This is a genomic window from Pseudomonadota bacterium (assembly GCA_027624955.1).
Classification (GTDB): Bacteria; Pseudomonadota; Alphaproteobacteria; order UBA828; family UBA828; genus PTKB01.
On the sequence record JAQBTG010000026.1, the window covers coordinates 1 to 21,749 of the forward strand.

General features: G+C 59.7%; 27 protein-coding genes and 1 tRNA gene. 25 read left to right on the top strand and 3 right to left on the bottom strand.

The annotated features are described in order from the left end of the window. The first annotated feature begins 313 nt into the window (after window positions 1-313). The gene (locus tag O3A94_11060; protein MDA1356791.1) at window positions 314-547 is read left to right on the top strand and encodes a serine hydroxymethyltransferase; all 234 of its coding nucleotides are present in this window, start codon (window positions 314-316) and stop codon (window positions 545-547) included. A 58-nt stretch (window positions 548-605) separates the two neighbouring features. Here the strand turns inward: O3A94_11060 and O3A94_11065 are convergent, their stop codons facing one another. Further along, on the bottom strand, window positions 606-1,031 hold the full coding sequence (locus O3A94_11065) for a MucR family transcriptional regulator (protein MDA1356792.1): 426 nt from the start codon (window positions 1,029-1,031) through the stop codon (window positions 606-608). 285 nt (window positions 1,032-1,316) lie between these two features. On the opposite strand from O3A94_11065, the gene rpiB reads away from it, so the two are divergent. The 11 genes from rpiB to O3A94_11120 all read left to right on the top strand — a co-directional run bounded on the left by rpiB (window position 1,317) and on the right by O3A94_11120 (window position 11,198). Then, the gene (gene rpiB, locus O3A94_11070; protein ID MDA1356793.1) at window positions 1,317-1,751 is read left to right on the top strand and encodes a ribose 5-phosphate isomerase B; all 435 of its coding nucleotides are present in this window, start codon (window positions 1,317-1,319) and stop codon (window positions 1,749-1,751) included. A gap of 72 nt (window positions 1,752-1,823) precedes the next feature. Beyond that, window positions 1,824-3,116 (top strand): serine hydroxymethyltransferase, encoded by a 1,293-nt coding sequence (locus O3A94_11075; protein MDA1356794.1) that lies wholly within the window; start codon window positions 1,824-1,826, stop codon window positions 3,114-3,116. A gap of 17 nt (window positions 3,117-3,133) precedes the next feature. Next, entirely contained in the window at window positions 3,134-3,598 is a 465-nt protein-coding gene (nrdR, locus tag O3A94_11080) for a transcriptional regulator NrdR (protein MDA1356795.1), read from the top strand. 22 nt (window positions 3,599-3,620) lie between these two features. Beyond that, on the top strand, window positions 3,621-4,700 hold the full coding sequence (gene ribD, locus O3A94_11085; GenBank protein ID MDA1356796.1) for a bifunctional diaminohydroxyphosphoribosylaminopyrimidine deaminase/5-amino-6-(5-phosphoribosylamino)uracil reductase RibD: 1,080 nt from the start codon (window positions 3,621-3,623) through the stop codon (window positions 4,698-4,700). Window positions 4,701-4,708: 8 nt separating this feature from the next. Beyond that, complete coding sequence (locus tag O3A94_11090; protein MDA1356797.1) at window positions 4,709-5,305, top strand: riboflavin synthase; 597 nt, start codon at window positions 4,709-4,711, stop codon at window positions 5,303-5,305. Window positions 5,306-5,307: 2 nt separating this feature from the next. Continuing rightward, window positions 5,308-6,456 carry a 3,4-dihydroxy-2-butanone-4-phosphate synthase gene (gene ribB, locus O3A94_11095; protein ID MDA1356798.1) on the top strand — a complete coding sequence of 383 codons (1,149 nt, stop codon included), beginning with the start codon at window positions 5,308-5,310 and terminating at the stop codon, window positions 6,454-6,456. Further along, window positions 6,449-6,892: a 6,7-dimethyl-8-ribityllumazine synthase gene (gene ribH / locus O3A94_11100; GenBank protein ID MDA1356799.1), complete on the top strand. Its 444-nt coding sequence runs from the start codon at window positions 6,449-6,451 to the stop codon at window positions 6,890-6,892. The genes ribB and ribH overlap by 8 nt, the downstream gene beginning before the upstream one ends. A gap of 5 nt (window positions 6,893-6,897) precedes the next feature. Beyond that, complete coding sequence (gene nusB / locus O3A94_11105; GenBank protein MDA1356800.1) at window positions 6,898-7,422, top strand: transcription antitermination factor NusB; 525 nt, start codon at window positions 6,898-6,900, stop codon at window positions 7,420-7,422. Continuing rightward, on the top strand, window positions 7,397-8,386 hold the full coding sequence (thiL, locus tag O3A94_11110; GenBank protein MDA1356801.1) for a thiamine-phosphate kinase: 990 nt from the start codon (window positions 7,397-7,399) through the stop codon (window positions 8,384-8,386). The genes nusB and thiL overlap by 26 nt, the downstream gene beginning before the upstream one ends. Before the next feature lie 82 nt (window positions 8,387-8,468). Then, complete coding sequence (locus O3A94_11115; protein MDA1356802.1) at window positions 8,469-8,918, top strand: hypothetical protein; 450 nt, start codon at window positions 8,469-8,471, stop codon at window positions 8,916-8,918. Between the two features lie 186 nt (window positions 8,919-9,104). Next, window positions 9,105-11,198, top strand: coding sequence for a sodium-translocating pyrophosphatase (locus O3A94_11120; GenBank protein MDA1356803.1), 2,094 nt, complete (start codon window positions 9,105-9,107; stop codon window positions 11,196-11,198). A 101-nt stretch (window positions 11,199-11,299) separates the two neighbouring features. Here O3A94_11120 and bamE read toward each other — a convergent pair whose 3' ends face one another. Next, window positions 11,300-11,770 carry an outer membrane protein assembly factor BamE gene (gene bamE / locus O3A94_11125; protein MDA1356804.1) on the bottom strand — a complete coding sequence of 157 codons (471 nt, stop codon included), beginning with the start codon at window positions 11,768-11,770 and terminating at the stop codon, window positions 11,300-11,302. 112 nt (window positions 11,771-11,882) lie between these two features. On the opposite strand from bamE, the gene O3A94_11130 reads away from it, so the two are divergent. The 13 genes from O3A94_11130 (at window position 11,883) to panC (ending at window position 20,549) form a co-directional block, all read left to right on the top strand. Next, a complete protein-coding gene (locus O3A94_11130) occupies window positions 11,883-12,488 on the top strand; it encodes a ubiquinol-cytochrome C chaperone family protein (GenBank protein MDA1356805.1) in 606 nt (201 codons plus the stop codon). A 184-nt stretch (window positions 12,489-12,672) separates the two neighbouring features. Further along, the gene (locus O3A94_11135; protein MDA1356806.1) at window positions 12,673-13,233 is read left to right on the top strand and encodes a DUF177 domain-containing protein; all 561 of its coding nucleotides are present in this window, start codon (window positions 12,673-12,675) and stop codon (window positions 13,231-13,233) included. A gap of 102 nt (window positions 13,234-13,335) precedes the next feature. Continuing rightward, on the top strand, window positions 13,336-13,521 hold the full coding sequence (gene rpmF, locus O3A94_11140; protein MDA1356807.1) for a 50S ribosomal protein L32: 186 nt from the start codon (window positions 13,336-13,338) through the stop codon (window positions 13,519-13,521). A 30-nt stretch (window positions 13,522-13,551) separates the two neighbouring features. After that, entirely contained in the window at window positions 13,552-14,601 is a 1,050-nt protein-coding gene (plsX, locus tag O3A94_11145; protein ID MDA1356808.1) for a phosphate acyltransferase PlsX, read from the top strand. After that, window positions 14,602-15,573: a ketoacyl-ACP synthase III gene (locus O3A94_11150; GenBank protein MDA1356809.1), complete on the top strand. Its 972-nt coding sequence runs from the start codon at window positions 14,602-14,604 to the stop codon at window positions 15,571-15,573. Window positions 15,574-15,691: 118 nt separating this feature from the next. Then, on the top strand, window positions 15,692-16,045 hold the full coding sequence (locus O3A94_11155; protein ID MDA1356810.1) for an integration host factor subunit alpha: 354 nt from the start codon (window positions 15,692-15,694) through the stop codon (window positions 16,043-16,045). A gap of 3 nt (window positions 16,046-16,048) precedes the next feature. After that, on the top strand, window positions 16,049-16,477 hold the full coding sequence (locus tag O3A94_11160) for a MerR family transcriptional regulator (protein ID MDA1356811.1): 429 nt from the start codon (window positions 16,049-16,051) through the stop codon (window positions 16,475-16,477). A gap of 130 nt (window positions 16,478-16,607) precedes the next feature. Next, window positions 16,608-16,684: transfer RNA gene (locus O3A94_11165), tRNA-Pro, on the top strand. A 62-nt stretch (window positions 16,685-16,746) separates the two neighbouring features. Next, a complete protein-coding gene (locus O3A94_11170) occupies window positions 16,747-17,433 on the top strand; it encodes an SOS response-associated peptidase (protein MDA1356812.1) in 687 nt (228 codons plus the stop codon). Between the two features lie 49 nt (window positions 17,434-17,482). Next, the gene (locus tag O3A94_11175) at window positions 17,483-18,265 is read left to right on the top strand and encodes a fumarylacetoacetate hydrolase family protein (protein MDA1356813.1); all 783 of its coding nucleotides are present in this window, start codon (window positions 17,483-17,485) and stop codon (window positions 18,263-18,265) included. Window positions 18,266-18,273: 8 nt separating this feature from the next. Then, window positions 18,274-18,606 (top strand): heat shock protein HspQ, encoded by a 333-nt coding sequence (hspQ, locus tag O3A94_11180; protein ID MDA1356814.1) that lies wholly within the window; start codon window positions 18,274-18,276, stop codon window positions 18,604-18,606. A 133-nt stretch (window positions 18,607-18,739) separates the two neighbouring features. After that, window positions 18,740-19,645, top strand: a complete 906-nt coding sequence (gene panB / locus O3A94_11185) for a 3-methyl-2-oxobutanoate hydroxymethyltransferase (protein MDA1356815.1) — start codon at window positions 18,740-18,742, stop codon at window positions 19,643-19,645. Window positions 19,646-19,673: 28 nt separating this feature from the next. Further along, the gene (panC, locus tag O3A94_11190; protein MDA1356816.1) at window positions 19,674-20,549 is read left to right on the top strand and encodes a pantoate--beta-alanine ligase; all 876 of its coding nucleotides are present in this window, start codon (window positions 19,674-19,676) and stop codon (window positions 20,547-20,549) included. Here the strand turns inward: panC and O3A94_11195 are convergent. After that, the gene (locus O3A94_11195) at window positions 20,546-21,733 is read right to left on the bottom strand and encodes an iron-containing alcohol dehydrogenase (GenBank protein MDA1356817.1); all 1,188 of its coding nucleotides are present in this window, start codon (window positions 21,731-21,733) and stop codon (window positions 20,546-20,548) included. The two genes, panC and O3A94_11195, sit on opposite strands and share 4 nt — an antisense overlap. Window positions 21,734-21,749 lie beyond the last annotated feature (16 nt).

The following is a 21,749-nucleotide window of genomic DNA, read 5'->3' on the forward strand; positions in this document are numbered from 1 at the left end:
GCTCTGAAAATCCACTTCGAAAACCGTCGGAAACCCGGCCGCTACCGCTCGCCCCGCTCAAATCCGGTGGCCGTCATGAATAATCCGGGTTAGTTCCCCAATTTATATTTTGTGCCAGCTCTTCAGAGCCCCATGCATGGGGACATTCCGGTGACCAGACCAACGTTAACTATTATAGGCTAATAGTATCGCAAAAGGTAACCGCGATCACACCCTAAAAAGTAGTTCACTTACAAATCTATTGCTGGCGGCGCCGGTTGGCGCCAATATTATCTCTTCGAGAATAGGTGGCGGGATCGCTTCGAGGTAGACCATGCAGCTGCAAAATATTGGCGGTCGGGAAGTTTATTTGGAGTTCCAGCGCGTGGGCGATTACGTCAAGGTTTCCGCGATCGATGCCGAGACCAATATCGAATCCTCGATCGTCGGCGCGTCTCGCACCACGCAGCAGCAGTTAACCCGTCTTGCCGTGCGTAAGCTGGAATATGTCATGGAAAAACGCCGCCGCGCCGACAATACTAAGGCGGACCGTGGTACTACCGTGTGAGCAGAAGATTATTAGATCCCCGGAAGGCGTCGGGACAAAGCAGCGTAGGGCCGGGTGCTTAGTTTTCGGGGCGTTTTTGCCCGAGGCCGATTTTTTTCGCGAATTCGGAGCGCCGCTTGGCGTAGTTAGGCGCCACCATTGGATAATCTGCCGGCAAGCTCCAGCGCGCTCGATATTCGTCCGGCGTCATCCCGAAAGTGGTGCGCAAATGGCGTTTCAGCATTTTCAGCTTGCGGCCGTCTTCCAGACAAATGATGTAGTCCGGTGTGATCGACTTGCGGATCGACACCGCCGGCTTACCAGCCGCTTTGTCGGGCCCGTTTTCGCCTTGTTCGAGTTGCCTCAATGCGATGCTGACGGTGCGTACAATTTCTGGGACCTGATCGGCGCTGAGCGAATTATTGCTGACATAAGAAGCGACGATCTTCGCTGTCATGCGCAACAACTCGTTGCCATTTGTGTGGTCTTCGTTGGCATCCGACATAGTATTAGTGTCATTTATTATTTGAAGGCATTATTTTAATGACAGCGTGATTTGCTAGTGTCAAATAATATTTACGTCGAAAGACAATAAATCAGTGTAACTACTCGATCGATATTTTTAACGACATCTTTGGTTCGCACGGCGCTCGCGCGGGATCGGAACCCGCGCGATCTCTAGTGGCGCAAGTCGAAACTCTACGCGAGATGTGGTGCCGGTGGGCTTGCCCCGCGCCGTGATGTGCGCGTATACAATAATTCCGGAATGTAACGATAAAGCTTCGATTTCATGTCTCTCAGAGCCGTCGCGATTGCTTCAGATCATCGAGGCGTCGCTTTGAAAGCAGTCCTGTCGGAAGCCCTGCGCGTCCGAGGGTTGAAGGTCGTGGATCTTGGCCCCGAGGATGCGCAAGCGGTCGATTATTCAGATTTTGCCGATGCGCTGGCGCATGAAATCGGCTCCGGCAGGGTTGGGCGCGGCGTGCTGATCTGCGGCTCCGGCATCGGCATGAGCATTGCCGCCAATCGACATCGCCAGGTGCGTGCGGCACTGTGTCATGATGCCGCCGCCGCCCGCCTCAGTCGCCAGCACAATGACGCCAACGTCCTCACACTGCCCGGCGCCACCATGTCCGAAGAACACGCCCAAGCATGTTTGAGCGCCTTTCTCGATACTCGCTTCGAAGGCGGGCGCCATGCCCGCCGCGTGGCAAAACTGGCATAGTCCAGGCAGAGCTTCCACCGAATGGATTCTAAAATGGCCGCATCGGACATAGCCGCCAATTCGCCTGCCGCTATGCGGCACGATGATTTTTTTTCGGGCTCTCTCGCGGCGGCTGATCCGGAGATCGCCCAGGCAATTCGCCATGAAGTCGAGCGCTTGCAGAATTCGATCGAACTAATCGCATCGGAAAACATCGTCTCGCGCGCCGTCCTCGAGGCGCAAGGCTCGGTGATGACCAACAAATACGCCGAGGGCTATCCCGGCAGGCGGTATTATGGCGGCTGTGAGTTTGTCGATGTTACCGAACGGTTGGCCATCTCGCGGGCCAAACAACTCTTTTCGTGCGAATTCGCCAATGTGCAGGCGCATTCCGGCTCGCAAGCCAATCAGGCCGCCTATATGGCGGTCATGCAGCCGGGCGATACTCTGCTCGGCATGTCGCTCGCCGCCGGCGGGCATCTCACCCATGGCGCCGCACCCAATCAGTCAGGAAAATGGCTTAACGCCGTGCAATACGGTGTGCGCCGGCAAGACGCGGCGATCGATTTTGATGAAGTGGCACAGCTCGCTGCCGAGCATAAGCCGCGCGTAATTGTCGCCGGCGGCTCCGCCTATCCGCGTTTTATCGATTTTGCCCGATTTCGCAAAATTGCCGATGATGTCGATGCCGTGCTGATCGTCGATATGGCGCATTTCGCCGGGTTGGTGGCTGCGGGCCTGCATCCGAGTCCGCTGCCGCATGCCCATATCGTGACGACGACGACGCATAAGACCCTTCGCGGTCCGCGCGGCGGCATGATCCTCAGCAATGACGAAGCCTTGGCCAAGAAAATTGATTCAGCGATTTTCCCCGGCCTTCAAGGCGGGCCGCTTGAGCATGTTATCGCCGCCAAGGCGGTGGCCTTCGGTGAAGCCTTGCGGCCGGAATTTCGTACTTATGCAGCGGCCGTCCTCGACAATGCCCGCATCCTTGCCGATACCCTGGCCGGCCGCGGTATCGATATCGTTTCGGGCGGCACTGACACCCATTTGCTGCTGGCCGATCTCAGGCCCAAGAAATTGTCTGGCAAAGCGGCTGAGGAAAGCCTCGAGCGCGCCGGCATGACCTGCAACAAGAACGCCATCCCGTTCGATCCGGAAAAACCGTCTGTTACGTCGGGTATCCGCCTCGGTTCGCCCGCCGCGACCAGCCGGGGATTTGGCGGCGAAGAATTTCGCCAGATTGGCCTGTGGATCGCCGAAGTGCTGGAGGGGTTGGCCGAGAACCCGGAAAATAACGGAACAGTGGAAGCGAAAATACGCGGGCAGGTCGTGGCGCTGTGCCATCGCTACCCGATATATCCCGATCTGGTGGGTAGAATTTAACACGTCAGGAATTCGCCATGCGTTGCCCCTTTTGCGGAAATGAAGATACCCAGGTAAAGGATTCGCGTCCGACGGAAGACAACACGTCGATCCGTCGGCGCCGCGCCTGCACCAATTGCGGCGGCCGCTTTACGACCTTCGAGCGAATTCAGATGCGCGAGCTCACGGTCATTAAGCGCAACGGCCAGCGGGTCCCATTCGAGCGCGACAAGCTGGTTCGCTCGATGGCGATTGCGCTCAGGAAACGGCCGGTCGAGCCGGATAGGGTGGACCGCGTGATCAACGGCATTGTGCGCCGGCTCGAAAGTCTGGGCGAGCAAGAAGTGCCCTCGAGCGTCGTCGGCGAAATGATCATGGAGGCGCTGGCTGGGCTCGATTCCGTGGCCTATGTGCGCTTCGCCTCGGTGTATAAGAACTTTCGCGAGGCTAAGGATTTTGAGGAATTTATCGGCGGCCTAGGTGGCGAAAACGAAGATTCATGACGCCGCGGCGGATATGCGCCACATGGCGGGCGCGTTGGCGCTGGCCGAACGTGGGCTGGGCGCCGTTTGGCCAAATCCTGCAGTCGGCTGCGTCCTTGTGCGCGCCGGGCGCGTCGTCGGACGCGGCTGGACTCAAGCAGGCGGCCGGCCTCATGCCGAGAGCGAGGCGCTGACACGCGCCGGCGCCGCCGCCGAAGGCGCGACCGCCTATGTGACACTCGAACCCTGCGCCCATCACGGCAAGACGCCACCATGCGCCGATGGGTTGATCGAAGCACGGGTCGCGCGCGTGGTGGCGGCCATGAGCGACCCGGATCCGCGTGTGTCCGGGCGTGGTTTTGAGCGCCTCAAAGCGGCGGGAATCGAGGTTGCGATCGGCCCCGGAGGTGACGTAGCGGCCCGCCTCAACGCCGGTTTCCTGCAACGCATCGCGCTCGGTCGCCCCCTGGTGACGCTCAAGCTTGCGACCAGCTTGGATGGCCGCATCGCCACCGGGAGCGGCGAAAGTAAATGGATCACCGGCGATTTGTCGCGTGCCCGCAGCCACCTCTTGCGCGCCCAACACGATGCCATTCTGGTGGGCTCGGGAACCGCGTTGGCCGACGATCCGGCTTTAACTTGCCGCCTTCCTGGCCTTGAAGAACGCTCTCCCATCCGCGTTGTCATGGATGGCCGCCTGCGGCTGCCGCCTAGCCATCAACTGGTTGCCGGCGCGCGCGACGTGCAAACCTGGATCGTCACAGTGGAGGGCGTCGATGCGGCGCGGCAAGAATCCTATCGGGTCGCCGGCGCCGAGGTGATCCCCGTCGCGCCAGATTCCGAAGGCCATCCCGATGCGCTGGCCACGCTCAATGCACTTGGTGAACGCGGCATTACCCGCCTGTTGGTAGAAGGCGGCGCGCACGTCGCGGCGGCGCTGCTTGGCGCACGCCTGGTGGACCGCCTGATCTGCTTTCGCGCGCCCAGCATCCTTGGCGGAGACGGCGCGCCGGCGGCCGAATCCTTCGCCCTCGACCGCCTTATCGACGCACCCGCCTTTGTGCGCCAAAGCGTGAGCGAACTGGGCGGCGATCTTGTCGAAACATTCGATAGCAAATCATAGGCGCCGAAATGTTTACAGGAATCATAAGCGACGTGGGTCGGCTCAGCGAAATCCGCGGGGCTGGGGGCGGCGAAGATCACCGTCTGATTATCGAAACCAGCTATGACACGGGCACGATCGCCATCGGCGCTTCCATCGCCTGTGCCGGGCCGTGCCTGACCGTGGTCGAAACCGGACCAGGATGGTTTGCTGTCGACGTCAGTGGTGAGACTCTCAACTGCACGACGATCGGCAAGTGGCAGGTGGGCAGTCGCATCAATTTGGAGCGTTCGCTCCGCCTTGGCGATGAATTGAGCGGTCATCTGGTGAGCGGTCATGTCGATGGCGTGGGTAAACTTATGTCGCGCCAAGAAGACGGTGGGTCGGAGCATATGACGTTCTCAGCGCCCGCCGAGCTGATGCGGTTCATCGCGGTGAAGGGCTCGATTGCCGTAGATGGCATTTCGCTCACGGTCAATGCGGTGGGCCGTCGGGACTTCGCGGTTAACATAATTTCCCACACGCTGGTAGCGACCGCCCTGGGCGACCTCATCCCGGGCGCCGCCGTCAATCTTGAGATCGACTTGCTTGCGCGCTACGTTGCTCGTCAGAAAGAGGAAATTTAGACATGTTGCGCGTAGCCAGCCACCCCAGCGAAGCACTCTCCTCTGTCGAGGAAGCTATCGAAGAATTCCGCAACGGCCGGATGGTCATCCTGGTCGACGATGAAGAGCGGGAAAATGAAGGCGACCTCGTCATTCCGGCGCAATTGGCAACACCCGAAGCCATTAACTTCATGGCCAAGTTCGGGCGCGGCCTGATTTGCCTCGCCCTGACGCCCGAACGCTGCAACGAACTCGGGCTCGAACTGATGCCCAAACGCAACGAATCGCGCCATGACACCGCGTTTACCGTATCTATTGAGGCGCGCGAGGGCGTGACCACCGGAATTTCAGCATCCGACCGGTCTCGCACCGTCATGGCGGCGATCGATCCGGCCCATGGGCCGCACAATATCACTTCGCCCGGCCATGTGTTTCCGCTTATGGCGCGCGATGGCGGGGTGTTGGTGCGCGCCGGCCATACCGAAGCAGGTGTCGACATGGCGCGTTTGGCCGGCCTCAATGCGTCCGCCGTCATATGCGAGATCATGAATGACGATGGCACCATGGCGCGCATGGCCGACTTGGAAGCGTTCGCCCAACGCCACGCCGTCAAAGTGGCGTCGATATCCGATTTAATCTCTTACCGTTTGCGCAACGACACCTTCGTCAAGCGCATCGAAGAAACCGAATTGAACAGCCGGCATGGCGGCAAGTTCAAAATGTATGTCTATGCCAACACGATTGAATATGCAGAACATATTGTCTTGGTGAAGGGTAATATCACGGACGATGCACCGGTCTTGGTGCGGGTCCATGATTTTAACCCGCTCGACGATATCCTCGGCGATAGCGCGAGTGGGCATGAAGGAAAATTGCAAGCTGCGATGCGCATCGTTGGTGAGCAAGGACGCGGTGTGGTCATCGTCATTCGTGAGCCGCGGCAGTCACGTGTGTCGGAATTGGTGCGCGCGCGCTCGGGCGGCAGCGAGACGACGGGTCTGCGCGATTATGGCGTCGGCGCGCAGATTTTGCTCGATCTTGGCGTTCGTCAGATGATCCTGCTGCACAATACCGAATGGACGATTGTTGGCCTCGACGGCTATGGCTTGAAGGTCGTGGGCCAACAGCCAATTCCGCCGTCGGCGCTCGGAAACGACGACGTGAATGGCTGATCCGCTTCATATACTGATTGCCGAAGCGCGGTTTTACGACGATATCGCCGACGAGCTAGTGCAGGGCGCGCAAGCGGTCCTCGACGCGGCCGGCGCGACCTTTGAGACCGTCGCCGTGCCCGGCGCCTATGAACTTCCCGCCGCCGTGCGGATGGCTATGGAGAGCGGGCGCTTCGCAGGCTATATCGCGCTCGGCTGCGTGATTCGGGGAGAAACTTCGCACTATGATTATGTCTGTGGTGAATCGGCGCGTGGCCTCATGGCGCTCTGCACGGAACACGGCATCGCGCTTGGGTACGGAATTTTGACGACGGAAAACCGTGACCAAGCTTGGGTGCGGGCCTCGCGTGCCGACAAGGACAAGGGCGCTGTTGCCGCACGTGCTTGCCTGGAAATGGTCGCGTTGCGCCACGCCTTTAGTCCAGAAGTGGAGTGACCGCCATGCCGGCAAGCGACACGGCGGCACCGCCAGCCGGGCAGGGGCGCAGTACAGCGCGCCTCGCCGCGGTGCAGGCGCTCTATCAAATGGAACTTTCGGATTCGCTGCCCGAAGACGTGATCGATGAGTTTCTCGCTCTTCGCATCGGCCGTGAAATCGAGGGCGAACAATATGCCGACGCCGACCGCGTGCATTTCAAATGGCTGGTCAGAAGCGTCACCGAGCGCATTACGGAATTAGACGAATGTATTGGTGGCGCTCTCGATGCCGGCTGGACGATTGTCCGGCTGGGCGCACTCATGCGGGCGCTGCTGCGTTGCGCCACGATTGAACTGTTGGCGCGGCCCGATATCCCGGCGCGGGTCGTGATGAATGAATATGTTGAATTGGCCGGCGCATTCTTCTCGCAGCGCGAGCCGGCATTCGTCAATGCGGCGCTAGATGGGCTCGCGCGGCGCTTGCGCGCCGGAGAATTCGTCTCGCCGGATGATGCGAGTGACGATGTCAGATCTCCCACAGGGCGCTGAGTTCGAGTTAATCATGCGGCATTTCGCGCCGCTTTCCACGGCCGAGGCGGGCGCCTATGGCTTGCGCGACGACGCCGCGTCGCTAGTGCTCGCGCCCGGCCGTGAATTAATTGTGACCAAGGATATGATGGCGGCCGGGGTGCATTTTTTTGCTGATGACCCGGCGCAAACGCTCGGCCGCAAGATCCTTCGCGCCAATCTCTCCGATTTGGCGGCGATGGGGGCGACGCCGCGAGCCTATGCCATGGGTCTGGCGTTGCCTGCCGAGCTGCCTGCAGAATGGCTGACGGAGTTCGCCGCTGGTTTGGCCGCCGATCAGGCGCAATTTGGCGTGACCCTCATCGGTGGCGATACCATCCGCGCAGCGAGCAGCCTGACGTTGTCACTCACGGCCTTCGGAGAAGTGCCGCAAGGCCAGGCGCTGCGGCGCTCGGGTGCGCGGGCGGGCGACGATATCTACGTCAGCGGCACCATCGGTGATGCGGCGCTCGGCCTGCTGGCGGCCGAAGGCGGTTTGGCCATGCTTTCGCAAGCCGAGAAGTCGACGCTAATTATGCGCTACCGACTGCCGCAACCGCGCACTGAATTGGGCAAGCGCCTGATCGGTCTGGCGGGCGCGGCGATAGACGTATCCGACGGTCTCATCGCCGATCTCGGGCACATCTGTACGGCGTCGGTGCTGGGCGCACGCATTGAGGCGAATTTGGTGCCGTTATCGCCCGCCGCGGCCGCAGCCTGCGCCGCCGATGCAAAACTGCTGGTCCGGGCGTTTTCTGGCGGGGACGACTACGAATTGCTGATCGCCGCGCCACCGGCGGCGGCGGGCGAGCTCGCCAATGCCGCCAAGAGCGTGGATGTCGCGCTCACCCGGATCGGCGCGGTTCATGAGGGTTCCGGCGTCCGCGTCATGACTTCTGACGGGGACGAAATGAACTTCACAAACACCGGATACGAGCATTTCTAGCGATTGACGCCGAATTCACCGTTTGTTCAGGCTTGTCGCGTAGGATTGGCGCATCATTCCCTGAACCCACCGTGCGCGCATTATGGCGAAAAAGAAAAGCCGAAAGAAACTTGTAGCTATTGTCGGGCTGTTTGCAGTCGGTGCGGCAGCGATCGTCGGCTATCAAATGTTCATGGTCGAGTCTGGGGAAAGCGCCGCTCCGTCGGTCTCAGACGAACTTGGCTATGTCATCATGGCACCGTTTCTGGCGCCGATCATAGAGGGCCGGCGGATATCCAAATATGTCGCCGTCGGCGTCATTTTGGAGCTGCACAGCGAGGATTACAGAATTCAGGTGCAGGACAATATGACTCCGCTCAGGAACGCATTTATCGATGATTTCGTATTTCAGGCGCAAATGAACAGCGGACGCTCAGAAACCGTCTATCTGAACCGCGTCAAATCGCGCTTTCACACATTGGCAGACCGGATTGTTGGCCCCGATATCGTCAAGGAAGTGCTTATCAGCCACGCGCTGGATCGTGGTTTCTAGCCGCAAGGCCAGTTTCTTCCAGATCTTTGAGGGTGGACGTCAATAATTTCCTGTGTCGGGCCGGTTGCGTTCTGATCCTTCTTCTGGCACTTTCCGCGCGCGCAAAAATCGGGTGCCGGGATTCGCGGCGCTCGCTGGGTATTTACCTAGGCATTTTCACTTTTTCTATTAGAGGGCCAGGCAGAGATGGACGGGATTTATTGGTTCGCAGTGGGCTGCGGTATCGTTGCTCTGCTTTATGGAATTTATGCCGTTCGCTCGGTGCTTGCCGCCAGCTCCGGCAATGAACGTATGCAGGAAATTGCCGGCGCGATTCAGGAAGGCGCGCGCGCCTACTTGAACCGGCAATATATGACGATTGGCGTGGTTGGTGTCGTCATCTTCGTCATTCTGTTGGTTCTGCTTGGCTATAAGGTCGGTATCGGCTTCGCCATCGGCGCCATTTTGTCGGCCGCTGCAGGTTATATCGGCATGTATGTTTCGGTGCGCGCAAACGTGCGCACCGCTGAAGCAGCGCGCAAGGGAATAGCGCCTGCTCTTAACATCGCTTTTCGCTCTGGCGCCGTGACCGGCATGCTGGTGGTCGGCCTCGGGCTGCTCGGTGTGGCGGTTTATTACGGCATCCTGCTGTCGGCGGATGTCGATACTGGGACGATTTTGGAATCGCTTGTGGCACTCGGTTTCGGCGGCTCGCTGATTTCGATTTTTGCCCGCCTCGGCGGCGGTATCTTCACCAAAGGCGCCGATGTGGGCGCTGATCTGGTCGGCAAGGTCGAAGCGGGAATTCCCGAAGACGATCCACGCAATCCGGCCACTATCGCTGATAATGTTGGCGACAATGTCGGCGACTGTGCCGGCATGGCGGCGGATCTGTTCGAGACCTTTGCGGTGACCATCGTTGCGACGATGTTGCTCACCGCCGTTTATTTCAGTGGCGACATGCTGGATACCATGATGCTTTATCCGCTCGCTCTTGGCGGCGTCGGCATCTTGGCCTCGGTGCTCGGCACCTTCTTCGTCCGCCTCGGCAAAAGCCAAAAAATCATGTCGGCGCTGTATAAGGGCTTTCTTGCTTCGTCGGTCATCGCTGCGGTGGCATTTTATTTCGTCACCGAGTGGGTTGTCGGCTGGGGCACGGAATTCATGATCGGCGATACGGCGGCCACCGGCGGCGACCTTTTTTGGTGCGGCCTGATTGGTCTGGTCGTGACCGGACTGATGATCTGGGTGACGGAATATTACACCTCGACCGAATACAAGCCGGTCAAATCCATCGCCAAGGCTTCGACCACCGGGGACGCGACCAACATCATCCAGGGCCTTGCGGTCTCGATGCAGGCGACCGCGATTCCGGCGCTCATTATTTCCGCCGGTATCATTCTGGCCTATCTCTTTGCCGGCCTGTTCGGTATCGCAATCGCGGTGACCGCGATGTTGGCGTTGGCCGGCATGGTCGTGGCGCTCGATGCCTATGGACCGGTGACCGATAATGCCGGCGGCATCGCTGAGATGGCCGATCTGCCGGAAGACGTGCGCAAGACGACCGACGCGCTCGATGCGGTCGGCAATACCACCAAGGCGGTGACTAAAGGTTACGCAATTGCGTCGGCCGGTCTGGCGGCTCTGGTGTTGTTCGCTGCATTCACTCAGGACATCGGGCGATATTTCCCTGATCTGGAGAGGCTCACTTTCTCGTTGAGCAATCCGTATGTCGTGGTCGGGCTCTTTATCGGCGGTCTGATGCCGTTCCTCTTCGCCTCGATGGCCATGCTTTCCGTCGGCCGCGCCGCGGCAGAGGTGGTCATCGAAGTCCGCCGGCAATTTAAGGAAATTCCCGGCATCATGGAAGGCACCGGCAAACCGGAATATGGTCGTGCTGTGGACCTGTTGACGCGTTCAGCGATCCGCGAAATGGTGTTGCCGTCACTCCTGCCGATTGTGGCGCCGATAGCTCTCTATATCGTCATTTGGCTGATCGCCGGCCAGGCAGCGGCGCTGTCTTCTCTCGGCGCCATGTTGATGGGCACGATCGTCACCGGGCTGTTCCTTGCCCTTTCAATGACGGCGGGCGGCGGTGCTTGGGACAACGCCAAGAAATACATCGAGGACGGCAATCACGGCGGCAAGGGCTCCGACGCTCATAAGGCGGCGGTGACCGGCGATACAGTCGGCGACCCCTATAAGGACACTGCCGGCCCGGCGATCAACCCGATGATCAAAATAACCAACATCGTGGCGATCCTGATGTTGGCGATCATCGCCATGATCACTGGCGGCTGACACCACACCGGAGAGCGGCGTCACATAAAACTCGGGAAATGCGGGGGGCGGTTGCTCCCCGCTTTTTTTTCTTTGGTCAGTCGCGCGACGCTGAAAGGCGCTTAGCGCGGAACCGAAACTCCGATATTGCCCAGGAGCTGCTGGAAAAAACCCAACTGGCGGCCCTTGGTCGGGGTCGTCCTGTCGACCGGGTCAATATCGCGCGCTTCGTCGTTCGACAACTGCGCCACCTCTTTGACGAATCCCGCCGTGTCGAATTCCACCACCACGACCTTCGCCTCGATCAGGTCCGGATCGTAAAACGCAAGCTGCTCGGTTCTGCGTGTGATGTAGTACCAGCGGCTATCCTCGAACGTGCCGATCGCGGTTGGCGAGCCCAGCATATCGAGCACTTGGTCGCGCGTCTGCTGGCCGGGTTTGATCAGCGCCAGGGCTTCCGGATTGGGCACATGGCCGCGCATATCAACCGCCGGTGCGCAGCCGGCGATAGCCAGCGCCGTCACCACAACAATCGCCGCCACGGGCCCAGTACGGCGCGCATCAATGCGGCGGTAATTTAAGAATTTCATCATGGTCGGGATATTATAGCGCGTGTGAGCGGCCTGTGCCGTATAAGGATGACGCGGAGCGAAAAAAATGCGCGCCGCGTACGAATCTGTCAACGCTGTTGAGACGAATACCAAAATGAAATTGCTGAGTGGCTTGATCCGCCATGCCAGACGGCGCGGCCGGGAGCGGGACCAGGCGCTTTCCCTCTATATTGCCGCGGTCGAGCAGGCGCGCCGGCCGGGTTTTTACACCGATTGCGGGGTGGCCGATAGTTTAGACGGCCGCTTTGATCTGATCGTGCTGCATGTATTTCTGGTCGTGCGCGCGCTGCGCCCGTCGGGTGAGCCGGGCAAGCGCCTGTCCGATCTGATGTTCAAGATCATGATGGACGATATGGATATGAATTTGCGCGAGATGGGCGTCGGCGACCTCAGCGTTGGTAAGCGCGTTAAATCGATGGCGCGGGCATTTTACGGCCGCGCGGCCGCCTACGACGCGGCCTTTGACGCGGAACGGGATGCAGCGCCGGACGCGGCAGTCGAAGAGCGCCTGGAGGCGACACTCCAGCGCAATATTTATGGCGCGGAAGAGCCCGATCCCGGTGCGCTTGCCCTGCTTCTCGGTTACGTCAGCCGGGCTGAAACGGCTTTGGCGGCAGAGCCCGCCGCGGACTTACTCTCGGGTCAGGTCACATTCGCTGTCGCTCCGGGCGACCCTCCGGCTTCAGAGCGGGCCGAATAGATAAGGAATCCGGGCGATTGAAGGCGGTCGGCCGGAATAACAAGCGGCCATATTGACCTCCGAGGCCGGTCCTCATATTGTGCCCGCCCGGTCGCCTGCTGATCAGCGAATTATTTCCTGTAGCGGCCGGAATTCGGCGCTTGGCGCCGGCGCTTTTCCTGTCCTGTGAGAGGTTCTTATTGTCGTGGACAATATAGTCGCGAATTTGGAGTTTCCCCGCCCAATCGACGTGAGCGATTTGCCGGCTCATGGCCTGGACATCTCGGTCCAAGCGACCCCGGCGGAACGCGAAGCGCTGTGCCGGCGTTTCGAGTTGGTGGAATTGCGGACTCTCGAGGCGCGCATCCGCGTAGAGCGCGCCCGCGACGGGGACGGCGGTGCGGCAATCCGCGTGCAGGCAGAGCTGCATGGTGAAGTTACGCATCAATGCGTTGTCTCGTTGGAGCCCTTTCCGGTGGAAGTGGATGAAGAATTCTCGATTCTATTCCAATTTAGCGCCACCAAGCCGGGAGACTCCGGCGATCTCGAAGATGTTATGGCGGAAAACTCGCCCGAACCCCTCGATACGCCGGAAATCGATGTCGGCGAATTGGTCGCACAACATATGGCTCTGGCTCTCGATCCCTATCCTCGCGGTCCCGGTGCGCGGCTGGAATTGAGCGCCGAAGAAGCCCATATCTCGGACCTTGCGGCACGGCCAGACAACCCGTTCGCAATACTTGGACAACTCAAACACAAAATGTAATGTTCTGAACCCACGGCTCGGCGCAAATCAAAAAGGATCGCCGCTACTTGCATTGCAAGTGGTCGGCGGGGCGTGCCGAACTATGCTAGAGAAAGTATCGTTATGGCAGTTCCAAAGAAAAAAATCTCAGTTTCCCGTCGCGGTCAGCGGCGCTCTCACGACGCGCTGAAACGCGTCAACGCGGTTGAATGTTCCAATTGCGGTGAATTAAAGCGACCGCACCACGTATGCGCCTCCTGCGGTCATTACGGCGATCACGAAGTCGCTGAGCCCGCGGTTGTGGCGTAACCAGACATTTAGGGCCGGAGTGCTCTGAACATGGGCCAGGAAATCATACTTGCGCTGGACGCAATGGGTGGCGATCAGGCGCCGGGTATGGTTCTCAAGGGCGCTAATATCGCGCGGTTGCGCTATCCCGATTTGCGGTTTGTTTTGTTCGGCAATGAATCGGTTATTCAACCGGTGTTAAAGCCCCTCAAGAAGCTGGCCGCAGTCTGCACGATCCAACATACCGACGAGACCATTAAGAGCGACGAAAAACTATCGGTGGTGCTGCGCAAACGGCGGAAGTCGAGCATGAGCCTGGCCGTGGATGCTGTCGGCAGAGGTGAAGCACATGGCGTCGTTTCAGCCGGCAATACCGGCGCACTGATGGCGTTCGCCAAGATCGTCCTTAAAACACTCCCCGGCATCGACCGCCCCGCCATGGGTTCGATATTCCCAACCCAGCGCGGCGAGAGCGTGATGCTCGATTTAGGCGCCAACATCGATTGTAATTCTGCCAATTTGGTGCAGTTCGCCATCATGGGCGAGGTCTTTGCACGCAATGTTCTGGGCGTGAACGAACCTACGGTTGGCTTGCTGAATATCGGCTCCGAGGAAGGCAAGGGCAACGAGACCATCCGCAACGCGGCGGCTGCTTTGCGCCAATCCGGATTGCCAATCCATTTTTACGGATTTGTCGAGGGCGATGATATCGCGGCCGGGACCGTCGATGTCGTCGTAACCGATGGATTTGCCGGCAATATAGCGCTGAAAACAGCCGAGGGTACGGCGCGCCTTTATGGTGGTTATATCCGCAATGCCTTCAAGCGCTCTTTGATGTCGCGTGCCGGCTATTTGCTGGCTCGCCCGGCACTTAAAATGCTGCGCGAGCGCCTTGATCCGCGGACCTACAATGGCGCGATGTTTCTGGGCGTGAACGGTGTGGCGGTTAAAAGTCATGGCGGCACTGATCACAAGGGTTTTGCCAATGCTTTGTCCGTGGCGGCGGACATGGTCAGCCAAGGCATTAATCCCAAGATCATCGAAGAGTTATCGCGCATCAAGATCGTGGAGCCGCTAGAGCCAAAAAGAGCCGCAGTTTAGATGCTGCGTTCTCGTATTATTGGTTGCGGCGCCTATTTACCGGAAAAAGTGGTCTCAAACGAAGAACTGGCGAAGACTGTCGATACGTCCAGCGAATGGATTATTGAGCGCACCGGCATTACCCAGCGCCATATCGCGGCGGAGGGCCAACTCACTTCTGATCTGGCACATGCCGCCGCGGAACGCGCCATCTCTGCTGCCGGCATTGATGTCAGCGAGCTAGATTTGCTCGTGCTGGCAACATCCACGCCCGACAATACTTTTCCGGCAACGGCAACTAAGGTTCAGGCCCGCCTCGGCATGCGCCAGGGCGTCGCCTTCGATGTCCAGGCCGTCTGTGCCGGATTTATCTGCGCCCTCTCGGTGGCCGATAAATTCCTGATCTCGGGGCAGGCAAAAAAAGCCCTGATCATCGGCGCGGAGACCTATTCACGGATATTGGATTGGACCGACCGGACGACCTGCGTGTTGTTCGGCGATGGTGCTGGCGCAGCCGTTTTGAGTGCTGAAGAGTCGACGGGAAACGGCGCAGAGCGGGGAATACTCGCAGTCAAACTGCATTCCGACGGCCGTCACTACAACGCGCTTTACGTCGATGGCGGGGTTTCTTCTAGCCAAACCGCTGGTTATCTTCGGATGCAGGGTAAGGAAGTTTATCGAAATGCGGTGATAAATCTGGCGACCGTTGCCGGAGAAGCACTGGATGCGGCTGGCCTGGTCCCGAGCGACATCGATTGGCTGGTGCCGCATCAGGCCAATCTGCGCATCATGAACGCCATTGCCCAGCGCCTCGACCTGCCGCCTGAGAAAATGGTGGTGACCGTGGATCATCATGCCAATACATCTTCCGCCTCCATTCCCTTGGCGCTGGTCGAAGCGATTGAGGATGGTCGAATCAAGAGCGGTGATCTGGTCCTGATGGAGGCCATTGGCGGCGGATTCGTCTGGGGTTCCGCTGTAGCGCGCTGGTAAGATCGCCACTCCTTGGCATAAGACGCTGAGACGGCCCGAAAAATTGGCATCGCGCGTGTTGACGGCCTCGTCCCAAAACGCTACCGTTTCGTCCTCAGTTTGAGGGGGCAATCCAAATATGACCGGCAATACGGTCACGCGCGCCGATCTGGCCGAAGCAGTGTTTCGCGAAGTCGGGCTATCACGCAACGAATCAGCGAAACTTGTTGAATCCGTACTCGGCCTAATAACCGATAGTCTGGCGCAAGGTGAAACAGTAAAAATTTCATCTTTCGGCAGCTTTTCCGTGCGCTTGAAGGGCGAGAGAATCGGACGCAATCCAAAAACCGGTGAAGAAGTGCCAATCTTGCCGCGTAGGGTCTTGGTATTTCGCGCGTCGCATGTGCTGAAAGATCAGATCAACGGTCTACCGCCTGCGGATGAGGTGAGTGGGTCCATAGGGTTTTCGCCGTCAGTCGACCCGGCCAACTAATACATGGCGAATATTGATTCGACCGAGACGGTGTCCGGGCGGGCGAGTAAGTCTCCGGATGCATTTCGAACAATTCGCGAGGTCTCCGAAGAACTTGACGTTCCTCAGCACGTGCTGCGCTTCTGGGAGACCAAGTTCAATCAAGTTCGGCCGTTAAAGCGCGGTGGCGGTCGGCGCTATTACCGCCCTGAGGATGTCGAGTTGCTGCGCCGCATCCGCACCCTGCTATATGCCGATGGTTACACCATCCGTGGCGTTCAGAAGCTTATGCGTGAAACCGGCGGTAAAATGCCGGACGTCGTGTCCGCTCCCGAACCCGCCGCGCCGGCGCCGGCTAAGTTGGCGTCAGAATTTTCCGAGCGCAGCAAAGAGTTATTGGCTGAGTTGGAAACGCTGCGCGATATGCTGCGCGGCCGTATTCCCCGCCAATAGACTTCGCCCGGCACAGCATCGTATCCGCAACCGATACAACGGCGGCCCCCTAGTGCCCGGCAAATTGCACAGGCGGAAAGCGGACGGTATAATAAGCCTCTTCCACGCCCACTCTTGCGGCATGGTATTTCGGAGCGTGGCGCAGCCTGGTAGCGCACTTGTCTGGGGGACAAGGGGTCGTGGGTTCGAATCCCGCCGCTCCGACCATTCGTTTCAAACAGCCGACAGTCTAATCCCAATGCCGGCTGTCATTGACGAGCCCGGATAAGATGTGCGGGCGCTTTTCCCAATTCTATAGTTGGCAGGAAGTTCACGCCTATCTGAATATATTTGGCGCCGCGCGCAATTTGCCGGCGCGCTACAATATCGCGCCGACCCAGGACGCTGCGGTAGTGCGGCAGGGGGCAGAAGGCCGTGATCTGGACTTTCTACACTGGGGCCTGGTGCCATCCTGGACCAAGGACAGTTCCATGGCGGCGCGGATGATCAATGCGCGGGCCGAAACCGTGGCGCAAAAACCCTCCTTCCGCAGCGCCTTCCAGAAGCGCCGCTGCCTGGTGCCGGCCGATGGGTTTTACGAATGGCGCGGTGCAAAAGGCGCGAAACAACCCTATCGCATCCTGAGCCCGGATCGCGGGGTATTCGCTTTTGCCGGTCTTTGGGAGCGCTGGAAAATGGCTGACAGTGAGCCGCTCGAGAGCTTTACCATCATCACCACCGAAGCCAACGGCAAATTGGCGCCGTTGCACGCGCGTATGCCGGTCATTCTTGATCCGACGGATTTCGAACGCTGGCTATCGCCCGATCTCACGGCCAATGACGCGCAGGCTCTGTTGCGCCCGGCGCCCGATGACGCTGTGGAATTCCATGCGGTCAGCAAGCATGTGAACAACGCGCGTAATGACGATCCGGGTTGTATCGAGCCAGTTTCCGATGATCAAGACAGGGATGTTTAACTGCCCGCACACAGCTTGCACGCGGGCGCAAACGTGGGATAGATAAGATATGGATGATTCGCAGACTCACGATGCCGCCCGCCTGCTCCACGCCGCTTGGCGAGACCAAAAGCCGATTCCCGGGTTACCCGATGCATGCCGGCCACAAAACCTTGACGATGGCTACCGTATTCAGGCGGCGCTCGCGGCTGTGCATGATGTACCGGTAGCCGGTTACAAGATCGGCGCAACCAACAAAGTGGCGCAGCGTTTATTTGATGTCGACGCGCCGTTTTTCGGGCGGATATTTGCGCCCTCGGTGCTCGACAGTCCGGCCGAGATCGCGGCGGGTTCGGTTCGCCTTCATATTATCGAGGCGGAATTTGATTTTACCCTGAAGAAGGATTTGCCGGCGCGAGACGGCGCCTATTCACGCGACGAAGTGATGGCGGCGGTTGACAATTTACACCCCGCCATCGAGATTCCGGATTCGAGATATGAAAATTGGCGTGAAGCGGGAATGCCGCAACTGGTCGCCGACAACGCGATCGCCGCACTTCTGATCCTTGGCCCCCCCGCCGCCGACTGGCGTGAGCTGGACCTGTCGCGCCACGCGGTTACGGTAAAGGTTAACGGCGAAGCGGTTGACGTGGGATCGGGCGCCAATGTTCTCGGTGATCCGCGCAATGTGCTGCTGTGGCTAGCGAATGAGTTATCTGCCCGTGGCCTTGGGCTGAAAGCAGGGCAAGTCGTTACCACGGGAAGTGCCGCGAATGTCATCACGGTCAAGCCCGGGGATACGGTTGTAGCGGATTTCGGCGATTTGGGCGTTGCCCAGGCGACCTTCGGCTGAGCCCGCCCATGCGCTCCCCAAGCGCCACGACGTCGACGGCCTTATTCGAAATAGGCCAAATCGTGCATCATCGGTTGTTCGGATATCGTGGCGTTGTTCTGGACGTTGATGCTGATTTTCAGGGTGGCGAGGAATGGTACGAGCACATGGCACGCTCGCGCCCACCCAAACACCAGCCGTGGTACCATGTTCTGGTCGATGACTCCGAGAACAATACATATGTGGCTGAGCGCAATTTGGAGCCGGCGAAAGACCTCGGGCCGGTGCGGCATCATCTGCTAGAGCAAGGCTTGATGCGCTACGAAAATGGCCGTTACCTGGCGGATCGCAAGCTGGTCTGAGTTCGCGTTCGCGATACGGTTATGCTGCGGCGCAATATTAGGGTGGACATTTGGCTGAATTGGGCCAAAAATATTCGCCATAGTTTGTTTTGCGTTGCAATATTGCGAACCATCCCGAGAGGAGAGGATTCGAATGTCAGCACAATCCCAGAAGCGCCGATTAAACGTACGCGATCTTGCCGCCATGAAGGGCGAGCGCCCAATCGTCAGCCTGACCGCCTATAGCGCGCCGATGGCTCGGGCGCTGGATGCGGAGGTCGACATGATATTGGTCGGTGATTCGCTTGGCATGGTGGTCTACGGCATGGACACGACGGTTGGTGTCAGCCTGGATATGATGGTGGCGCACGGCGCTGCCGTGGTGCGCGCCTCTGAACATGCCTGTGTGATCGTCGATCTGCCGTTCGGGTCCTATCAGGAATCGCCAGAAGCCGCGTTCCGCGCCGCAGCCCGAGTGATGTCCGAGACCGGCTGTAGCGGGGTCAAGCTCGAAGGCGGTGTAGAGATGGCCGAGACCGTGCGCTTTCTCACCGAGCGCGGCGTGCCGGTGTTGGGCCATATCGGTCTAATGCCGCAATCGGTCAATGCCGCCGGCGGCTTCCGCGTCCAGGGCAAAACCGACGATGGCGCCCGGCGCATCCGTGCTGACGCCAGCGCGATTGCCGATTCGGGCGCGTTCGCCATCGTTATCGAAAACACGGTCGAGGCGCTGGCGCGCTCTTTGACGGAAGAATTGAAAGTGCCCACGATCGGCATCGGCGCGTCGCCGGCGTGCGATGGGCAAATTCTGGTGACCGAGGACATCGTCGGGCTGGGCGGTGATTTCACGCCGCGCTTCGCCAAGCGCTATGCCGAACTTGGTGACGAACTTCACAAGGCGGTCGGACAATATGCCGAGGACGTGCGCGCCCGGCGCTTTCCGGCAGTTGAGCATTGCTTCATTCCGCTGGCCAAGGGGAGCAGCGTCAAGCCGCGCCTGGCGGCGGTTTCATCCGAAGCAATTGGCACGCCCGACGCTAAGGAGCGGCGCGGCGCCTGACGCCGCGTCTGACGCCGTGCCAGGCGCTATGCCAGGCGGTGACGCGGGAGCGCCCGACAAGGCTTCGCCGGCCATTGTTCGCAGCGTCGGCGATTTGCGCGCGGCGGTCGCCAGATTTCACCGGGACGGACATCGTGTCGCCCTGGTGCCGACCATGGGCGCGCTCCATCGCGGGCACATGGCACTGGTGGTGGCTGCGCGCGAGGCGGCGGCGCGCACCGTGGTCAGCATCTTCGTTAACCCAACGCAATTCGCGCCAACGGAAGATTTAGCCGCCTATCCGCGCAACGAAGCGGAAGATTTGCGCAAATTGGCGGATGCCGGCGTCGATCTCGTGTTCATGCCGGCGGCCGGCGACATGTATGGTGCAGGCTTCGCCACCACGGTCACGGTGGCCGGCCCCGGCGCCGGGCTGGAAAGCGCTGCCCGGCCGCATTTTTTTACCGGCGTCGCCACCGTTGTTTGCAAGCTGCTGCTGCAATGCCTTCCCGATATCGCCGTCTTCGGCGAGAAGGATTACCAACAGCTCCAGGTGGTGCGCTGCATGGTGCGCGATCTCGATATCCCGAGCGAAATTCTCGCCATTCCGACGGTGCGCGAGGCGGACGGCTTGGCCTGTTCGTCGCGCAATGATTATCTCTCACCTGAGGAACGCCCGACGGCTGCGCGTCTCTATGAAATTCTGCATGACATGGCTGCTCGGCTTAGGTCCGGCAGTGGCGTCATTGCTGAAATCGAACGCGGCATGATCGCGTTGCGCGACGCCGGCTTCGATCGCATCGATTATCTCGCGCTCTGTGATGGCGAGAGCCTTGCGCCGCTACTGGAGGCCAAAACGGGCGGACGCTTGCTGGCCGCGGTGCGGCTCGGCCGGACCCGTCTGATCGACAATCTAGCGCTTTAACGCGCCGTCACATCACCGCGGATTGCATCGACAAACAGTTGCGTCAGATCTTGCGTGGTGAGATCGCGCGGATTACCGGCGCGCGCCTGGTCGATCTCGGCCAAGGCCACCAAGTCCACCACACCGCTCTCCGCGACCCCGAGATCGGCAAGGCTGTGCGGAATGCCGATCTCGCTGCGCAGCGCCAAAACCCACTCTATGACGCCGTCCACGCCTTCTCCGGGCAGGTCCAGATAGCGCGCAAGGCGCACCATTCGGTCGTCGATGGCCTGGCGGTTGAAAGCTAGCACATAGGGCATGAACACGGCGTTCGTTAGGCCGTGATGGGCGTTATAAAGTGCACCCACGGGATGGCTTAGCGCATGAATCGCGCCCAGACCCTTTTGAAACGCCGTTGCTCCCATGGTGGAGGCAATCAGCATATGGGCGCGGGCGGAGAGATCGGATCCGTCGTGCACTGCTCTTGGCAACCAGTCCCGGATCAGGCGCATGCCCTCCAGCGCGATACCATCCGCCAACGGGTGAAAGCCGCGTGCGCAATAGGCCTCGAGATTATGCGTTAGCGCGTCCATCCCAGTCGCTGCGGTTAGGTTCGCCGGCAAGCTCAGGGTCAAAGCCGGATCGAGGATCACAGCGCCAGGCAACAGCTTCGGATGGAATATCAATTTCTTGCAGCGCGCACTCTCGTCGGTGATGACCGCCACCCGGCCCACTTCCGAGCCCGTGCCCGCCGTTGTGGGCACCGCGACCACCGGGGCGATGGTGTTGGCGTTGGCGCGCAGATACCAGTCCTCGCGGTCCTCGAAATCCCAGATTGGGCGGCGTTGCCCAACCATCAGGGCGGTCGCCTTGGCGACATCCATAGCGCTGCCACCGCCAAAACCGATGATGCCGTCATGCCTGCCGGCACGATAGGCGGCAACCGCATCGGCCACATTGCGACCGACAGGATTGGATTCTAGTTCCGAGAAGGGTAGCGCCGGTAGCCCGGATCCCGTACACGACGCCAGCGCGCTCCGCACCATGTCGCTGTCGGCCAGACCGGGGTCGGTGATGAGAAGCGGGCGGGAAATGCCGAGTTTGGCACAGGCGTCGGGCAGTTCCTCGATCCGCCCGTTGCCGAAGCGGATCGCAGTTGGATAGTTGAAATCGCCGAGTAGAGCCCAGCCCACGTCGCTATTCATAACGTCTCCAGCGGTT

Excerpts from the sequence above, each read along its gene's own strand:
- O3A94_11155 (MDA1356810.1), top strand. The coding sequence starts at position 15,692 with ATGACCGGCAATACGGTCACGCGCGCCGATCTGGCCGAAGCAGTGTTT.
- O3A94_11195 (MDA1356817.1), bottom strand. The coding sequence starts at position 21,733 with ATGAATAGCGACGTGGGCTGGGCTCTACTCGGCGATTTCAACTATCCA.
- rpmF (MDA1356807.1), top strand. The coding sequence starts at position 13,336 with ATGGCAGTTCCAAAGAAAAAAATCTCAGTTTCCCGTCGCGGTCAGCGG.
- O3A94_11150 (MDA1356809.1), top strand. The coding sequence starts at position 14,602 with ATGCTGCGTTCTCGTATTATTGGTTGCGGCGCCTATTTACCGGAAAAA.
- hspQ (MDA1356814.1), top strand. The coding sequence starts at position 18,274 with ATGCGCTCCCCAAGCGCCACGACGTCGACGGCCTTATTCGAAATAGGC.
- panC (MDA1356816.1), top strand. The coding sequence starts at position 19,674 with ATGCCAGGCGGTGACGCGGGAGCGCCCGACAAGGCTTCGCCGGCCATT.
- nrdR (MDA1356795.1), top strand. The coding sequence starts at position 3,134 with ATGCGTTGCCCCTTTTGCGGAAATGAAGATACCCAGGTAAAGGATTCG.
- bamE (MDA1356804.1), bottom strand. The coding sequence starts at position 11,770 with ATGATGAAATTCTTAAATTACCGCCGCATTGATGCGCGCCGTACTGGG.
- O3A94_11060 (MDA1356791.1), top strand. The coding sequence starts at position 314 with ATGCAGCTGCAAAATATTGGCGGTCGGGAAGTTTATTTGGAGTTCCAG.
- ribD (MDA1356796.1), top strand. The coding sequence starts at position 3,621 with ATGGCGGGCGCGTTGGCGCTGGCCGAACGTGGGCTGGGCGCCGTTTGG.
- O3A94_11170 (MDA1356812.1), top strand. The coding sequence starts at position 16,747 with ATGTGCGGGCGCTTTTCCCAATTCTATAGTTGGCAGGAAGTTCACGCC.
- nusB (MDA1356800.1), top strand. The coding sequence starts at position 6,898 with ATGCCGGCAAGCGACACGGCGGCACCGCCAGCCGGGCAGGGGCGCAGT.
- O3A94_11130 (MDA1356805.1), top strand. The coding sequence starts at position 11,883 with ATGAAATTGCTGAGTGGCTTGATCCGCCATGCCAGACGGCGCGGCCGG.
- O3A94_11120 (MDA1356803.1), top strand. The coding sequence starts at position 9,105 with ATGGACGGGATTTATTGGTTCGCAGTGGGCTGCGGTATCGTTGCTCTG.
- O3A94_11175 (MDA1356813.1), top strand. The coding sequence starts at position 17,483 with ATGGATGATTCGCAGACTCACGATGCCGCCCGCCTGCTCCACGCCGCT.
- ribB (MDA1356798.1), top strand. The coding sequence starts at position 5,308 with ATGTTGCGCGTAGCCAGCCACCCCAGCGAAGCACTCTCCTCTGTCGAG.
- O3A94_11065 (MDA1356792.1), bottom strand. The coding sequence starts at position 1,031 with ATGTCGGATGCCAACGAAGACCACACAAATGGCAACGAGTTGTTGCGC.
- panB (MDA1356815.1), top strand. The coding sequence starts at position 18,740 with ATGTCAGCACAATCCCAGAAGCGCCGATTAAACGTACGCGATCTTGCC.
- thiL (MDA1356801.1), top strand. The coding sequence starts at position 7,397 with ATGTCAGATCTCCCACAGGGCGCTGAGTTCGAGTTAATCATGCGGCAT.
- O3A94_11160 (MDA1356811.1), top strand. The coding sequence starts at position 16,049 with ATGGCGAATATTGATTCGACCGAGACGGTGTCCGGGCGGGCGAGTAAG.
- rpiB (MDA1356793.1), top strand. The coding sequence starts at position 1,317 with ATGTCTCTCAGAGCCGTCGCGATTGCTTCAGATCATCGAGGCGTCGCT.
- plsX (MDA1356808.1), top strand. The coding sequence starts at position 13,552 with ATGGGCCAGGAAATCATACTTGCGCTGGACGCAATGGGTGGCGATCAG.
- O3A94_11075 (MDA1356794.1), top strand. The coding sequence starts at position 1,824 with ATGCGGCACGATGATTTTTTTTCGGGCTCTCTCGCGGCGGCTGATCCG.
- O3A94_11090 (MDA1356797.1), top strand. The coding sequence starts at position 4,709 with ATGTTTACAGGAATCATAAGCGACGTGGGTCGGCTCAGCGAAATCCGC.
- O3A94_11115 (MDA1356802.1), top strand. The coding sequence starts at position 8,469 with ATGGCGAAAAAGAAAAGCCGAAAGAAACTTGTAGCTATTGTCGGGCTG.
- ribH (MDA1356799.1), top strand. The coding sequence starts at position 6,449 with ATGGCTGATCCGCTTCATATACTGATTGCCGAAGCGCGGTTTTACGAC.